Genomic DNA, 15,167 nt, shown 5'->3' with positions numbered 1-15,167 from the left:
TCATCCCCGTTCGCTCGCCACTACTTGGGGAATCTCGGTTGATTTCTTTTCCTCCGGCTACTTAGATGTTTCAGTTCACCGGGTTCGCCTCCCTGACCTATGTATTCAGTCAGGGATACTCATTGCTGAGTGGGTTTCCCCATTCGGATATCGGGGGATCAAAGCTTCATTGCCAGCTCCCCCCCGCTTTTCGCAGGCTTGCACGTCCTTCATCGCCTGTGATCGCCAAGGCATCCACCACATGCACTTAGTCGCTTGATCCTATAACCTTGTGTTCTCGTTAGAGAACGGCTACAGGCAAACTCATATTTGTGCTGTCTCATTCCGGCTAAGAAATAAGAACAGATGCAATCACAACGTGTTGCCAACGCCTCATCAGCGCTGCAACACAACCTTCTTCCATTTTGTTAAAGAGCGTAGCAATTGATTGCTCAAAAGCCAAAGATAAACACCACTGCTTATCTTTGGGTTTTGGTGGAGGATAACGGGATCGAACCGTTGACCCCCTGCTTGCAAAGCAGGTGCTCTCCCAGCTGAGCTAATCCCCCGTTTGGCGACGTGGTGGGTCTGGTTGGAATCGAACCAACGACCCCCGCCTTATCAAGACGGTGCTCTAACCGACTGAGCTACAGACCCTCGTCTGTTTGCTACTCATGAACAACCGATAAGTTGTGGGTGCCAGGATGCTTCTCTAGAAAGGAGGTGATCCAGCCGCAGGTTCCCCTACGGCTACCTTGTTACGACTTCACCCCAGTCACGAACCCCGCCGTGGTAAGCGCCCCCCTTGCGGTTAGGCTACCTACTTCTGGCGGAACCCGCTCCCATGGTGTGACGGGCGGTGTGTACAAGACCCGGGAACGTATTCACCGTGACATGCTGATCCACGATTACTAGCGATTCCGACTTCACGCAGGCGAGTTGCAGCCTACGATCCGGACTACGATCGGCTTTCTGGGATTAGCTCCCCCTCGCGGGTTGGCAACCCTTTGTACCGACCATTGTATGACGTGTGAAGCCCTACCCATAAGGGCCATGAGGACTTGACGTCATCCCCACCTTCCTCCGGTTTGTCACCGGCAGTCTCGTTAAAGTGCCCAACTAAATGATGGCAATTAACGACAAGGGTTGCGCTCGTTGCGGGACTTAACCCAACATCTCACGACACGAGCTGACGACAGCCATGCAGCACCTGTGTTCCGGCTCTCTTTCGAGCACACCCAAATCTCTAAGGGCTTCCGGACATGTCAAGGGTAGGTAAGGTTTTTCGCGTTGCATCGAATTAATCCACATCATCCACCGCTTGTGCGGGTCCCCGTCAATTCCTTTGAGTTTTAACCTTGCGGCCGTACTCCCCAGGCGGTCAACTTCACGCGTTAGCTCCGGTACTAAAAGGTTTTACCCTCCCAACACCTAGTTGACATCGTTTAGGGCGTGGACTACCAGGGTATCTAATCCTGTTTGCTACCCACGCTTTCGTGCATGAGCGTCAGTATTGGCCCAGGGGGCTGCCTTCGCCATCGGTGTTCCTCCACATCTCTACGCATTTCACTGCTACACGTGGAATTCCACCCCCCTCTGCCATACTCTAGCCTGCCAGTCATAAACGCAGTTCCCAGGTTGAGCCCGGGGATTTCACGCCTATCTTAACAAACCGCCTGCGCACGCTTTACGCCCAGTAATTCCGATTAACGCTCGCACCCTACGTATTACCGCGGCTGCTGGCACGTAGTTAGCCGGTGCTTCTTATTCCGGTACCGTCATCCACACAGGGTATTAACCCATGCGTTTTCTTCCCGGCTGAAAGAGCTTTACAACCCGAAGGCCTTCTTCACTCACGCGGCATGGCTGGATCAGGGTTGCCCCCATTGTCCAAAATTCCCCACTGCTGCCTCCCGTAGGAGTCTGGACCGTGTCTCAGTTCCAGTGTGGCGGATCATCCTCTCAGACCCGCTACAGATCGTCGCCTTGGTGAGCCTTTACCTCACCAACTAGCTAATCTGATATCGGCCGCTCAATCAGCGCAAGGTCTTGCGATCCCCTGCTTTCCTGCTCACAGAATATGCGGTATTAGCGTAACTTTCGCTACGTTATCCCCCACTGAAAGGTACGTTCCGATATATTACTCACCCGTTCGCCACTCGCCACCAGGATTGCTCCCGTGCTGCCGTTCGACTTGCATGTGTAAGGCATGCCGCCAGCGTTCAATCTGAGCCAGGATCAAACTCTTCAGTTTAATCCAACAAATAACTCGCATATTCACTGACGGTAGATTGCTCTACCTGAATGGATCTCTCCATCCTTACTTCAGTGCGTTTGCCTTAATACATTTTTGCAACCGTAGTTGCTGCATCAAGACACCCACACTTATCGGTTGTCCAATTTGTTAAAGATCAGTCGCCGCGCCGTTTCGTTAAATCCGTCAGCAGCAGAGAGGCGAGATTATGAAGCAAACCCCTTCTCCCGTCAAGCACTTCAGCAAAATTTCTTGCTTCGCCTGACTCTCCCACCCCGCCGAAAACCCCGGCGCTGCAGAAGAGGTGCGCATTATATAGAGACAAAAGAGGCCGTCAAGCGCTTTCTCGAAATACTTTCCTAAAAAACCAAGACCAGCTGAAGAATCAGTCAATTACCTGATAAACAACTTCAAGGATATCTATTTCCCGAACACCGAGCGGGCTTTGAAAACGAATGGAATCACCCTCCCGGGACTTTATCAGCGCGCGCGCCAGAGGCGATATCCAACTGATCCGCCCTCTTGAGACATCGGTTTCATCCACACCAACAATCGTATAAGTGTTTGCAACACCGTTTATGCCAGCAATGGTCACCGTGGCGCCAAAGAAAATCTGATCGTTATCCCCCTGACGCAGAGGATCAATTACTTCAGCAACATCCAGACGCTTGGTCAGGAAGCGGATACGGCGATCGATTTCACGCAATCGCCGCTTCCCATATATATAGTCACCATTTTCGGAGCGGTCGCCATTGGATGCCGCCCACGAAACAATCTCAACCACATGCGGCCGCTCCCGTTTGACGAGATGCTCCAACTCACTCTTCAGCCGATCATGCCCAGCCGGCGTAATGTAATTGCGTGTCCCCGCCGGGAGCTTTAGCGATGGCTCAAGCTCTTCGTCGTCATCGCCTTCACTCTCCCGCACGAAGGCCTTATTCATTAGTAGCCGATGCTGTAATGCTCAACATCGATCCGAATCAGTTCGCGACCAAGAAGGGCAGCCGTATATTTTGCAAATTGCTCGGCCCAGGTTCTCTGATTGTGAAAACGGCTTTCCCCTGCATATTTCGCGACGCTCAGAATGCGATCAACAGCAAGAATTTTGCCGGTTGGGGTTGCCACATCGCATTCCAGAACCGTAAATTCATGATCAAACCATTTACGCGCTTCGTCAGGCGCAGCGCCGGCAGGAAACTTGAATTCGAATTCTTTTTCTTTGCCGAACGAGACGATTACATGGTGCTGCATTTCTCTCTCCTCCGTTGATCTGTTCAAGGTATTCTAGCAAAACAAAAGAAGCCGTCAGGAGTTGTAAATGTCACTGCACCCGCTGAGCGAACCAGAAATCAGCGATATCCGCGCCCAACTTCATGAGTTGCAAATTGAACACCGCGACCTTGACCTGGTAATCACCCATCTGATCGACAATCCGCCACCGGATGACTTACTGATTCGGCGCCTGAAGAAACGTAAATTGCTATTGAAAGACCGGATTCTGCAGCTAGAGGAATTGCTGGTTCCGGATATCCCTGCCTAACGACTGCTTGGCGGAATACGAAAGAAAACCCAGTAGACGCCGCCAATCACGCCGGCGATGGCCAGCTCCCAGAGAAAGGGGAACCTCCATACAAGTCCTGCCAGCAGAGCCAGCAGGAGCGTAAAGGCAACGACCTTGAAGATCAGAGGATGAGCGTGCCGAGGTACCAAGCCGCAGCAGCCATCGCAGCACTGCATGGTATGGTCAGAATCCATGCCCAAACGATACCACCCGCCACCCCCCAGCGGACACGACGAGCCCCACGGGTGGAACCAACCCCTGCAATAGCACCGGTAATGGTATGTGTGGTGGAAACAGGAATACCGAAGGCGGTTGCGAGAAACAGGGTAATGGCACCACCGGTATTGGCGCAGAAACCACGAGCCTGGTTGAGTTTGGTGATCCGGTTGCCCATGGTTTTCACGATGCGCCAACCGCCAAACATGGTACCAAGACCCATCGCCGTATAGCACGAGAGCACGATCCAGCTCGGAATTGCGTCAGTGGTCTTGGAGATACCTGCAGCGATCAGCAACATCCAGATGATGCCAACAGTTTTTTGTGCATCATTGCCTCCGTGGCCAAGACTATAGGCAGCAGCCGACAACAACTGGAAGCGCCGGAAGTGTTTATCAACCTTGCGTGGCGCCATGTTTCGGCAAATCCACGAAATAATCACCATCAAGAAACCGCCAATCACGAAGCCCAGAAACGGGGCCACAAAGATGAACGCAATGATCTTCAGAACACCGGCCGAGACCAGCCCGCCGATGCCTGCCTTGGCCATGGCAGCGCCAACCAGGCCGCCAACCAGGGCGTGCGAAGAAGACGATGGAATGCCGTAATACCAAGTAACGATGTTCCAGACAATGGCGCCGATCAGCGCACCGAAGATGATGTAATGATCAACAATCGACGGATCGATGGTGCCTTTGCCGATGGTCAAAGCCACCTTGAGCGGAAACAGGAAATAGGCGAGAAAATTGAACGCCGCCGCCCAGATGACGGCTTGGTGCGGCTTGAGAACCCGGGTTGAGACAATGGTGGCAATTGAATTAGCCGCATCGTGAAAACCGTTCATGAAATCGAACAGCAAGGCTACGACGACCAGGGTAATGACAACCCCGAGGCTGATATTAAGGGTGTCCATACCGAGCTACCCGCTCAGGAGTTTTCGAGAACAATGGCTTCGATCGTGCCGGCCACGTCCTTGCAGCGATCGGTGACCGACTCGAGCAGTTCGTAAATTTCCTTGAGCTTGATCACTTCACGCGCATCCGGCTCTTCGCGGAAGACTTTTGACATGGCACCGCGCAACGAACGATCAGCCTCAGACTCGAGCTCATCGATTTGATGACAGAACTTGAGAATGGCTGGCGCGTTATCCATGCTATGCAGCAACTTGACGACGGACTGCACGCAAACGCAGCAGTTTTCGGTCACCACCGCCATGGCCTTGGCATCTTCCGGAACGCGACGGATATCGTAAAGCGAGATGGACTCGGCCACATCCTGCATGATATCCAGAATGTCATCCATGCCGTTGATCAGCTGATGAATTTCATCGCGATCAAACGGCGTGATGAAGGAGGTATGCAGTTGCGACAGCGTGTCATGGGTAATGGCATCCGCCTTGCGCTCGAGGGTATCAATTTCCTCGGCAAACTTGTCAGCCAGTTCCGGCTGATCAACGAGCGCGGCAATCAGGTTGGACAGAGCCTTCCCGCCTTCTGCAATCAACACGGCGTGCGAGTTGAAAAGATCGAAATACTTGCCCTCTTTGGGCATCAAACGACCGAACATGACAGTCCTGTGAAGTTATTGTTACAGACTTGGATTCTAACACGTCGCACGAATGGGCTCACGCGACGATCACCAACGAAGGAACCTCTTCCCGCTAAAATTGTCCGATGACCGTTTTCCCACTCCCTCCTGACGCCTTTGGCGACCGCTTTGAACTCGAAGCATTGCCCTTGCCGCGTCAGCCCGCAGGCTATGCGGTTCAAATGCTCGATACCGACCGCTTGCTGGATCAACAATCCGGTGATTTTCTGCCGGTAAGATCAACGGCACTTCAAGCGCTGTTCGAAAGTTTTGACGCGGCTTACGCGGCGGCAAAGGCGTGGGTGGAAACACACGACACCGGTCCGGATCAGCATCGACTCGCTATCGTCCCGGCCGGCTACGACTCAATACTTGAGCGCCACATACTGATATATGGCGTTCTTGGCGGACAACCATGATGCATATCGGAGACCTCTCATGAATCCTTTCCAGAAAAATCCGCTAGGGCGCAACCACTTCGAAGTTCCCGAAGTCTGTCTTGGCACGATGACCTTCGGTGAGCAGACCAGCGAGAGTGACGCGCACGCCCAGCTCGACTTTGCGCTGGCCAATGGCATCAATTTCATCGACACCGCAGAGATGTATGCTGTCCCGCCACGCGCGGAAACCTGTGGCGCCTCGGAAACCATTGTCGGCCACTGGTTGAAGCGCCAGGCCCGCGACAAGGTCTTGATCGCGACCAAGGTCGCCGGCCCAAGCCGCAACCTGAACTGGATCCGCAACGGTCCGCCTGCCCTGGACAGAACAAATATCCGAGCAGCCATCGACGGTTCGTTGCAACGCCTGCAAACGGATTACGTCGACCTCTACCAACTTCACTGGCCCGAGCGCAACCAGCCGATGTTCGGACAATGGCAATTCGATCCCGACAAGGAACGCGACGGCACTCCCATCCGTGAGCAGCTTGAAGCACTCGGCGAACTCGTTCGGGAGGGCAAGATCCGCCATATCGGCGTCTCCAACGAACACCCGTGGGGCATCATGCAATTCACCCGGCTGGCCGATGAATTGGGCCTGCCGCACATCGTGTCGACGCAAAATTCCTACAGCCTGCTGAACCGCACTTTTGAAACGGGACTGGCTGAAGTCTGTCACCGCGAACGGGTCGGCCTGCTGGCCTACTCCCCCCTCGCTTTCGGGCACCTGACCGGCAAATATTTGAACCAACCGGATGCGCCGGGCCGCCTGACCCAATGGCCGAGCTTTGGACAACGCTACACCAAACCCAACGTCATTCCCGCCGTTCAGGCTTACGCCGAGCTGGCCAGGAAACATGACCTGACACCAACTCAGCTGGCACTCGGTTTCGCCCGGTCGCGCTGGTTCGTCGCCAGTACCATCATCGGCGCCTCGTCGCTTGAACAACTCAAGGAAACGCTACCGGCCACGCAGACGCCGATGTCGCAAGAAATACTGGCCGAGATCGACGCCATCCATTTGCGCTACACCAATCCTGCGCCATGACCGAATCGCTGTTTCCACGCCTATCAAATGCCCTCGCGGCGACCGATATCGCCGAGAAGATCGAGTTGACGGCGAAAATCGCTGCAGACTGGCGGGCCGGCAAACTGGATTGGCGCGATAGCACACCAGTCCCGCTGACCTGCGGCCGCCCCGCCAAACCGGAACTGGTCACGCACAAAGAAGTCTTGCAGCGCAGCCCGCAAACTCCGGAAGGACGAGCCCACCTGCTACACGCCATCGTGCATATCGAATTCACGGCAATCAACCTCGCCCTCGATCACGCCGCCCGCTTCCGCAATATGCCTGAACAGTACTATGGCGACTGGATCGGCGTCGCAGCCGAGGAGGCCGAGCACTTTCAGCTGTTGCGTGAGCGCCTGCAGTCGCTGAACCACGACTACGGCGATTTCCCTGCCCACGCCGGCCTCTGGGAAATGGCCGAGAAGACTGAAAACGACGTTTTGGCCCGCATGGCGTTGGTCCCCCGCCTGCTCGAAGCGCGGGGCCTTGATGCCACACCGCCTATCCAAAAAAAGCTGGAAGCCGCCGGCGATCATCAAAGCGCCCGGGCGCTGGACATCATCCTGCGTGACGAAATCGGTCATGTCGGGCTTGGCGACCGCTGGTTTCGCTACCTTTGCGCCGAACGTAACCTGGCACCGGAAAGCACCTACCGCGAGCTCCTTACCCACTTCAAAGCGCCGTGGCCACAGGCCCCGATGAACGAATCGGCGCGCCTTTCTGCCGGTTTCAGCGCGGATGAACTGGCGGGACTGACAAAAAAAAGGTAGAATAATCAACTCAATGCGTTGATGCATCGCCCGCAGTAACTCCGAGCAGCCCCCGGTTTTGAAGGTTCTTGTGCAGGATTCACCCCATTGATTCGTTCCCCGGCATGGCTGCGTCGGGGTCACCCAGGCCGCCCGACCATCGGGCCAATCCGTCGCCAGTTATAACAACGTCAAGGGCGGCGAGGAAAGGAAACAGCATCTATGTCGACACCTGTCGAAAGCTTTGCCGATCTCGGTTTAAGCGAAACGCTTCTGCAAACTCTCACCCAAATCGGCTACGAAACCCCGTCGCCCATTCAGGCTCAATGTATCCCTGTTCTGCTCGAAGGTCATGACCTGATCGGCATGGCCCAGACCGGCACCGGCAAGACCGCCGCCTTTGCGCTGCCGCTGATGGAACAGATCGACGTCAAGCTGACCAAGCCGCAGGCGCTGATCCTGACGCCGACGCGCGAACTGGCCATCCAGGTCGCCGAAGCCCTGCAGACCTACGCCAAGAACCTGCCCGGCTTCCACGTGCTGCCGATCTACGGTGGCCAGAGCTACACCATCCAGCTCAAGCAGTTGTCGCGCGGCGCTCACGTCATCGTCGGCACCCCGGGTCGCGTCATGGACCACCTCGAGCGCAAGACGCTCAACCTCGACCACCTGAAGACCATGGTGCTCGACGAAGCCGACGAAATGCTGCGCATGGGCTTCATTGACGACGTCGAGTGGATTCTCGAACGTACGCCAGCCCAGCACCAGACCGCGCTGTTCTCGGCCACCATGCCGGAACAGATTCGCCGCGTCGCCCAGAAATATCTGGTCGAGCCGCGCGAAATCAAGATCAAGTCAGCTACCGCTACCGTCGCTGCCATCCGTCAGGTTTACTGGCAGGTTTCCGGCATGCACAAGCTGGATGCCCTGACCCGCATCCTCGAAGTTGAAGAAGACTTCGACGCGGCCATCATCTTCGTGCGCACCAAGACGGCCACCGTCGAGCTGGCCGACAAGCTGTCAGCCCGTGGTTACGCCGCCGCCGCGCTGAACGGCGACCTCAACCAGCAGATGCGCGAACGCGTCATCGAGCAGTTGAAGTCGGGCGCCCTGGACATCGTCATTGCGACCGACGTTGCCGCCCGCGGTATCGACGTACCGCGCGTCAGCCACGTCGTTAACTACGATATTCCATACGACACCGAAGCCTACGTGCACCGGATCGGCCGTACCGGCCGCGCTGGCCGCACCGGCAACGCCATCCTGTTCGTCGCGCCGCGCGAAATCCGCATGCTGCGTACAATCGAGCGCGCCACCCGTTCGCCGATCGCCCCGCTGACCCTGCCGAGCCGCGCCGATGTGACCAACAAGCGCGTTGCCGACTTCAAGAGCAAGGTTGTTGAAGTGCTCAACGCCGAAGGCCTGGATTTCTTCTCGAACATCGTCTCGCAAATTGCCGAAGAGCAAAATGTCGGCGCCGAGGAAGTGGCTGCTGCGCTGGCCATGATGGCTCAAGAAGGCAAGCCGCTGCAGATCGCCGGTGAAGATCCGCGTCCGGCACCGGCGCCCCGCCCGGGCAGCTTTGGCGAAAGCGATCGCAAGCCGCGTTTTGAAGATCGTGGCGATCGTCCACGCTTCGAAGATCGCGGGGAACGGCCGCGTCGCGAAGACCGCCCGGCTCGCCAGGCTCCGGCCGGCGACATGGTGCGCTACCGCATTGACGTGGGTCGTGACCACGGCGTCGAAGTACGCGACATCGTCGGCGCCATCGCCAACGAAGCCGGCATCGAAAGCCGTTTCATCGGCCGCATCGGTCTCTACGAAGACTCCAGTACCGTTGAACTGCCTGCAGGCATGCCGGCCGAAGCCTCCAACGCCCTGAAGCGCACCCGCATTCGCGGCGTGCCGATCAACCTGCGTCCGGATGAAGGTCGTCCGGGTGCCGGCGGCGCGGGTGGCGGCGAACGCAAGTTCGGCGGCGGTGATCGCAAGCCTGAAGGTGATCGCGGCGGCTTCAAGAAGAAGAAGTTCGGCGACCGCTAAACCAGCGTCACCCTCAGAAAAGCCACGGCAAACCCGTGGCTTTTTTTGCGCCATACAGAAAGATGAGAATTATTCTTGTTTACACGACATGAAAAATCTATAAGATAGGAATCATTCTCAACAAACCACAAGCACCAATGCGCTCACTGCTTACTCACGTCTCAATCGCCGCCCTGCTCCTCGGCTGGGCGCTGTTCACGCAAACGCCCGTCTGACCCGGAGAGTAATCATGCCATCCAGCGCCCTGTGGGCCGGCGCACTTAGCCTGGTCCTGATCCACGAAGAAACCGGCTGCGTTCATTCCGCATTGCATGCGGCCAGGCTTCTCGAACAATTGAGCGATACCGAAGAACTGGACGACGATACTCGCCGCCTCTGTGAGCGAGCCAGTAGCCGCCTAACCCGACAGGAAGCCCATCACGCTCGCCCCACATAAGGGGCACGGCATCCTTGAGCGCGAGAGCGCAAGCAATGACCAGCTTGTGGCCGAACGACAAGCCGAGAATATCGCATCCGGCAAGGCCCACCCCGCAAGTCCGGGGCAGCGGGATTTCGGCCTTCGACCGCGAATTGGGCAATTTCGAACTGGCAATACGCGTGGATGTTGAAATCAAACACTTCGGCGTTGACAATAATTCTCATTAACTAAATAATACGAACCATTCTCGTTTGCGTTAGCTCTTCATGAACAACCAATCCAAACCGCCCTGCCAGAATCCGCCGTCTGCTTCCAGCAATGACCGCCCGCGCATCGACAGCGGCAAGTTGTTGCAAGGCGCTTCGGCTGTCGAGATCGAACACGCTGGCCAGCGCTACCTGCTGCGCGTTACTCGCGAAAACAAGTTGATCCTGACCAAGTAGTTTTCCCTCCGTTGTAAATCTCTCGTTCCCATAGCCAGCCAGTGAAACGCCAGCCAGCCAAGGTTTTTTTGCCGAACGTTCGGAAGAAACTGAATATAAATTGATGAGCTACGTCCTTTCCCGACCTTCTTCAGCCCAGCGCAGCGGCTTGCTCGGCATTGTGATCGGTGCTCACATTGCGGTCTTCCTGCTGGTTATCGCGGCCAGAACGGTCGTGCCACAGATCATGGAAATACCGCTGGTTGTCGATCTGCTTGAACCGGCTCCGGTCGCCCAGAAACAACCTGAAGCAAAAGCGCCGCCCATTGCCAAGCCACAGCCGATCCGTCAGTCAGCGCCAAAGATACCGGCACCAGTGATCGAAGCCACCCAGAGCAATGCTCCAGCCCCGTCGGCCCCTGTAGCAACGCTGCCCGACGTCAAACCAGCCCCGCCAGTCGCACCGGTTGCCGAGGCAATCAGCCAGGCACGTTTCGATGCCGACTACCTGCGCAACCCTGCCCCACCCTACCCGCCACTCTCCCGCCGCATGGGCGAAGAAGGCAAGGTCATCTTGCGCGTCTCGGTCAATCCGCAAGGTGCCGCCGACAGCGTTGAGGTCAAGACCTCCTCCGGCAGCCAGCGCCTTGACGATTCGGCCCAGAAGACCGTGCGCAACTGGAAATTTGTGCCAGCCAAACGAGGCGACACCGCCATCCAGAGCTGGGTACTGGTGCCCATCATTTTCAAATTGGAGCAATAACAAATGCAGGAAACAGCACAAAATGCCTTCGGCTTTGCCCACCTTTGGGCCAGCGGTGACCTGATCTCCCATGCCATTGCCTGCATTCTTGCCGTCATGTCGATCGCCAGCTGGTATCTGATTCTGGCCAAAGCCTGGGACTGGTTCCGGGCCCGCCGCGCCGCCAAGGCCATGGCCGCTTTCTGGGCCGCCAGCAGTGTCAGCGAAGGCATCGAACAACTGCGCAAGGCAGGTGAAGACAGCCCGTACGCCCAGTTGGCCACCCAGGCGAATTGCTGCAACCATGACTGCGAAGCGGTTACCGGCCGCCTGGCTTCCCGTTTCGACCCAGCCGAGCAGATGGAACGCGCCCTGCGCCAGCAACTTTCCGCCACCCAGGCCCGGATGGAAAACGGCCTGACCCTGCTCGCGACCACCGGTGCGACATCACCGTTCGTCGGTCTGTTCGGCACCGTCTGGGGCATTTATCACGCCTTGGTCGCCATCGGCATTTCCGGCCAGGCCGCGCTGGAAAAAATCGCCGGCCCGGTCGGCGAAGCGCTGATCATGACCGCTGCCGGCCTCGCCGTTGCGTTGCCTGCCGTCTTTGCCTACAACGCCTTCACCCGCGCCAACCGTGTCCTATTGGCGGATCTCGACGCCTTCGCCCACGATCTGCACGCCTTCTTCACGGTCGGCAAGCCATTTGTCGCCAACAGTGCGCAGATTCACCCGATGCGCGCCCGCGCCGCCACGGAGGCTGCATAACATGGCCATTGGTAGCTTCAGTTCGCAAAATCACCAGATGCCGACCGCCGAAATCAACATGACGCCGCTGGTGGACGTGATGTTGGTACTACTGATCATCTTCATGATCACCGCACCGCTGATGACGCATTCGGTCAAGGTCGAACTGCCGCGTGCCTCCAGCACGCCGACGCCGGAAAAGCCGATGACGCTGCAGGTCTCGATCAATGCCGAAAACACGGTTTTTGTCGGCACGCAGGCGGTCGACCGCAACAGCCTCGAAGCCAGGTTCGGCGAAGCGGTGGCCCAGGATGCCAATGTCGAAATGCACTTGAAAGCCGACCGCGCCACCCGGTACGAAGCCGTCGCCGAAACGATGAGTGCCGCCCGCCGCGCCGGGCTGACCAAGATCGGCTTCGTCACGCAACCGGGAAGCGACAAGCCTTAACCCTTTTTTCCTTTATTCAAATTTAACCATCCTCAAGCCAGCCAGCCCGACGCCAGCCAGCTATTTCGGATAGCCCACCGCGTTGTGGTCAGCGAGCCAGAGACTTTCAGGAGTCAATGCCATGTTGTCCACCAAAAAACTTATCTCCGCTCTGGCGCTTTCTGCAGCCCTGGCCGGCCCCGCCCTGGCCATCGAATACCCGATCGGCGTGCCGCAGCAGCGCAACGGCATGGAGATCGCCGCCGTCTATCTGCAACCGGTTGAAATGGAACCGGAAGGCATGATGAAGAAAGCGAGCGATTCCGACATCCACCTCGAAGCCGACATTCACGCCCTGGCCAACAACCCGAACGGTTTCGAGGAAGGGGCCTGGATGCCCTACCTGGCGATCAAGTTCGAAGTTTCCAAGATCGGCGGCGACTTCAAGGTGAGCGGCGATTTCATGCCGATGGTCGCCAACGACGGTCCGCACTACGGCGACAACGTCAAACTGGCCGGCCCCGGCAAGTACAAGGTGAAGTACACCATCCTGCCGCCGTCGGCCAACCCGCACTCCCATTTCGGCCGCCACACCGACCGCGCCACCGGCGTTCGCCCGTGGTTCAAGCCGTTTGAAGTCGAGTACGAATTCACCTACGTCGGCATCGGCAAAAAGGGCGGTTACTAAGCATGCAACTTGCCAAACTGACCGCTGCGCTGGTCGCGGCGGGGCTGGCCCTGCCTGCCCTCGCCGCACCTGACGCAGCAACGCTGCAAAAACTGGTCGAGCGCATGGAAAAGCTCGAAGCCCGCAACGCCGAGCTGGAAAAGGAAGTACAGAGCCTCAAGGGCGAAAGCACCAAGCTCAGCCAGGCACTGGAAAGCCCGCGCCTGTCCGAAGATGAGCCGGAACTGACGGTGCGCCTGAAAGCCGTCGAAAAAGACGCGCTGAACATGAAAAAGGCCGCAAAGATTGCCGAAGGCCTGGACGGCATCAAGGTCGGCGCCGCGCTGGCGACTGTTGCCCAGCAGGCACGCGGCCTGCCGGACGGCATCGAAAACGGCCGCAGCCAGCTGAATTACCGCGCCGATGTGTCGGTCGAACTGCCACTCAAGCCGCTCGGCGACATTGAACACAAGCTGTTCGCCCACTTGCGCATGGGCCAGGGCCTTGGCCTGAACGCCGCTTTCTCCAACCTCGGCCACTTCGCCAGCGCCCCCAATGCCCTGGCCTTCCGCGCCTCGGGCAGCAGTCCGGACGACTCGGTGACCATCCTCGGCGAAGCTTGGTACCAGGCCAACATTCCGCTGCCTTTCCTCGGCTTCAAGCCCTATTCGCGCGAAACCCTGCAACTGACCTTCGGCAAGATGGACATCTTCGGCTTCTTCGACCAGAACGCAGCCGCCGGCGACGAAGCCAAGCAGTTCCTGAATTCCGTTTTCGTCCACAACCCGCTGCTTGATGCCGGCCGGGAAGTCGGCGTCGATGCCAACGGTTTCCAGCCAGGCTTCGTTGCCTCCTACCTGAACTATTTCGACAAGACCCAGCCGTGGCGTCTGTCGGTTGGCATGTTCGGGGCTGGCGACCGGGGCTCGAACTATCAGCACAGCCTGTCTTCACCCTTGCTGATGGTTCAGGCCGAAAAGCAGCTGAAACTATTCGGCGGCCTGACCGGCAATTACCGGATCTATGGCTGGAACCGCAGCCAGGCCGCCGATTACACCGGCGAATTGCACAAGCACACCGGTATCGGCGCTTCGATCGACCAGCGCGTTGGGGATGGCATCAAGCTCTTCGCCCGTTACGGCAAGCTGGTCAGTGGCGAGTTGCCGTTCAACCAGGCGATGACAGCCGGCGCCGAGTTCTCGGGCAGCTACTGGAATCGTGGTGCTGACTCGATCGGCATTGCCGGCGCCTGGCTGCAGTCGGGCAAGGGCTACCGGACCAGCACGGCGACGGCTTATCTCGACGATGCCCAATCGCAGATCGCCTACAGCTTCACCCCGCAAGGCGCCGAGAAACTGACAGAAATTTATTACCGTTACCGCCTGTCGCCGCAATTCGAGTTGTCGCCTGACTTCCAGTACGTCACCAATGGCGGTGGCAATAGCGATGCCAAGTCGGTCAAGGTCTTCGCCCTGCGCGCCAACATCGCCTACTAAGGAAATTGTATGAAACACGCTCTCTATTCCGCAGCTTTTGGCCTTTTCCTGGCGTCGACCACCGCCGTGGCCGATGACATGCCGACTTTCAAGCTGTTGATGAAGGAAGGCCGACTCTTGCCCGAAACGATTGAAGTTCCCGCCGGCAGCCGTTTCCGGCTGGAGGTGAAGAACGAAGGGCCGGGCGCTGCGGAATTCGAGAGCCTGGAATTGAAGAAGGAACTGGTGCTCGCCCCCGGCGTCACCCGCAGTCTGGTGTTTTTCCCGATGAAACCCGGCAGCTACAAGTTCTTTGACGATTTCCACCCGGAAACCGGGCAAGGCAAGATCGTCGCCAAATAACGATAACGAAC

17 protein-coding genes, 2 tRNA genes and 2 rRNA genes (1 of these 21 cut by a window edge) are annotated in these 15,167 nt (G+C 57.5%); 13 read left to right on the top strand and 8 right to left on the bottom strand.

What is annotated here, in order from left to right; genetic code table 11:
* The 6 genes from DARO_RS05870 to DARO_RS05845 form a co-directional block, all read right to left on the bottom strand.
* Positions 1-261 (bottom strand): 23S ribosomal RNA (locus DARO_RS05870); it reaches 2,621 nt to the left of the window's first position.
* A gap of 211 nt (positions 262-472) precedes the next feature.
* Positions 473-548, bottom strand: a tRNA-Ala gene (locus DARO_RS05865).
* A gap of 11 nt (positions 549-559) precedes the next feature.
* Positions 560-636 (bottom strand) — tRNA-Ile (locus tag DARO_RS05860).
* A gap of 59 nt (positions 637-695) precedes the next feature.
* Positions 696-2,233: ribosomal RNA gene (locus tag DARO_RS05855) — 16S ribosomal RNA — on the bottom strand.
* The 16S and 23S rRNA genes sit together here with 2 tRNA genes alongside, the layout of an rRNA operon.
* Before the next feature lie 385 nt (positions 2,234-2,618).
* Entirely contained in the window at positions 2,619-3,176 is a 558-nt protein-coding gene (gene greB / locus DARO_RS05850) for a transcription elongation factor GreB (RefSeq protein ID WP_011286891.1), read from the bottom strand.
* The gene (locus DARO_RS05845; RefSeq protein ID WP_011286890.1) at positions 3,176-3,484 is read right to left on the bottom strand and encodes a hypothetical protein; all 309 of its coding nucleotides are present in this window, start codon (positions 3,482-3,484) and stop codon (positions 3,176-3,178) included. Before DARO_RS05845 ends, greB begins: the two co-directional genes overlap by 1 nt.
* 67 nt (positions 3,485-3,551) lie before the next feature.
* Here DARO_RS05845 and DARO_RS05840 point away from each other — a divergent pair, with 67 nt between their 5' ends.
* Positions 3,552-3,773 (top strand): DUF465 domain-containing protein, encoded by a 222-nt coding sequence (locus DARO_RS05840; protein WP_011286889.1) that lies wholly within the window; start codon positions 3,552-3,554, stop codon positions 3,771-3,773.
* Between the two features lie 142 nt (positions 3,774-3,915).
* Here DARO_RS05840 and DARO_RS05835 read toward each other — a convergent pair whose 3' ends face one another.
* Both DARO_RS05835 and DARO_RS05830 read right to left on the bottom strand, forming a co-directional pair.
* Positions 3,916-4,923: an inorganic phosphate transporter gene (locus DARO_RS05835; protein ID WP_011286888.1), complete on the bottom strand. Its 1,008-nt coding sequence runs from the start codon at positions 4,921-4,923 to the stop codon at positions 3,916-3,918.
* 14 nt (positions 4,924-4,937) lie between these two features.
* Complete coding sequence (locus tag DARO_RS05830) at positions 4,938-5,576, bottom strand: DUF47 family protein (RefSeq protein WP_011286887.1); 639 nt, start codon at positions 5,574-5,576, stop codon at positions 4,938-4,940.
* 107 nt (positions 5,577-5,683) lie between these two features.
* Here DARO_RS05830 and DARO_RS05825 point away from each other — a divergent pair, with 107 nt between their 5' ends.
* From DARO_RS05825 to DARO_RS05770, 12 genes are all read left to right on the top strand, one after another.
* Positions 5,684-6,016: a hypothetical protein gene (locus DARO_RS05825; protein ID WP_011286886.1), complete on the top strand. Its 333-nt coding sequence runs from the start codon at positions 5,684-5,686 to the stop codon at positions 6,014-6,016.
* 19 nt (positions 6,017-6,035) lie between these two features.
* Entirely contained in the window at positions 6,036-7,082 is a 1,047-nt protein-coding gene (locus DARO_RS05820) for an aldo/keto reductase (RefSeq protein WP_011286885.1), read from the top strand.
* Complete coding sequence (locus tag DARO_RS05815) at positions 7,079-7,873, top strand: ferritin-like domain-containing protein (RefSeq protein WP_011286884.1); 795 nt, start codon at positions 7,079-7,081, stop codon at positions 7,871-7,873. Before DARO_RS05820 ends, DARO_RS05815 begins: the two co-directional genes overlap by 4 nt.
* Before the next feature lie 201 nt (positions 7,874-8,074).
* Positions 8,075-9,895 (top strand): DEAD/DEAH box helicase, encoded by a 1,821-nt coding sequence (locus DARO_RS05810; protein ID WP_011286883.1) that lies wholly within the window; start codon positions 8,075-8,077, stop codon positions 9,893-9,895.
* Positions 9,896-10,124: 229 nt separating this feature from the next.
* Positions 10,125-10,331 carry a hypothetical protein gene (locus DARO_RS05805; RefSeq protein ID WP_041224238.1) on the top strand — a complete coding sequence of 69 codons (207 nt, stop codon included), beginning with the start codon at positions 10,125-10,127 and terminating at the stop codon, positions 10,329-10,331.
* Positions 10,332-10,579: 248 nt separating this feature from the next.
* The gene (gene hemP / locus DARO_RS05800; RefSeq protein WP_011286882.1) at positions 10,580-10,756 is read left to right on the top strand and encodes a hemin uptake protein HemP; all 177 of its coding nucleotides are present in this window, start codon (positions 10,580-10,582) and stop codon (positions 10,754-10,756) included.
* Positions 10,757-10,859: 103 nt separating this feature from the next.
* Complete coding sequence (locus DARO_RS05795; protein ID WP_011286881.1) at positions 10,860-11,498, top strand: energy transducer TonB; 639 nt, start codon at positions 10,860-10,862, stop codon at positions 11,496-11,498.
* A gap of 3 nt (positions 11,499-11,501) precedes the next feature.
* Complete coding sequence (locus DARO_RS05790; protein WP_011286880.1) at positions 11,502-12,245, top strand: MotA/TolQ/ExbB proton channel family protein; 744 nt, start codon at positions 11,502-11,504, stop codon at positions 12,243-12,245.
* Between the two features lies 1 nt (position 12,246).
* Entirely contained in the window at positions 12,247-12,672 is a 426-nt protein-coding gene (locus tag DARO_RS05785) for an ExbD/TolR family protein (protein WP_011286879.1), read from the top strand.
* 121 nt (positions 12,673-12,793) lie between these two features.
* Complete coding sequence (locus tag DARO_RS05780) at positions 12,794-13,339, top strand: iron transporter (protein ID WP_011286878.1); 546 nt, start codon at positions 12,794-12,796, stop codon at positions 13,337-13,339.
* 2 nt (positions 13,340-13,341) lie between these two features.
* Positions 13,342-14,814, top strand: a complete 1,473-nt coding sequence (locus DARO_RS05775) for a carbohydrate porin (RefSeq protein WP_011286877.1) — start codon at positions 13,342-13,344, stop codon at positions 14,812-14,814.
* A gap of 9 nt (positions 14,815-14,823) precedes the next feature.
* Entirely contained in the window at positions 14,824-15,156 is a 333-nt protein-coding gene (locus tag DARO_RS05770; RefSeq protein ID WP_011286876.1) for a cupredoxin domain-containing protein, read from the top strand.
* Positions 15,157-15,167: the final 11 nt, after the last annotated feature.

It is taken from the genome of Dechloromonas aromatica RCB, from assembly GCF_000012425.1.
The sequence above is the reverse complement of the archived record's forward strand: the minus strand, read 5'-3'. Positions and strand labels throughout refer to the sequence as shown.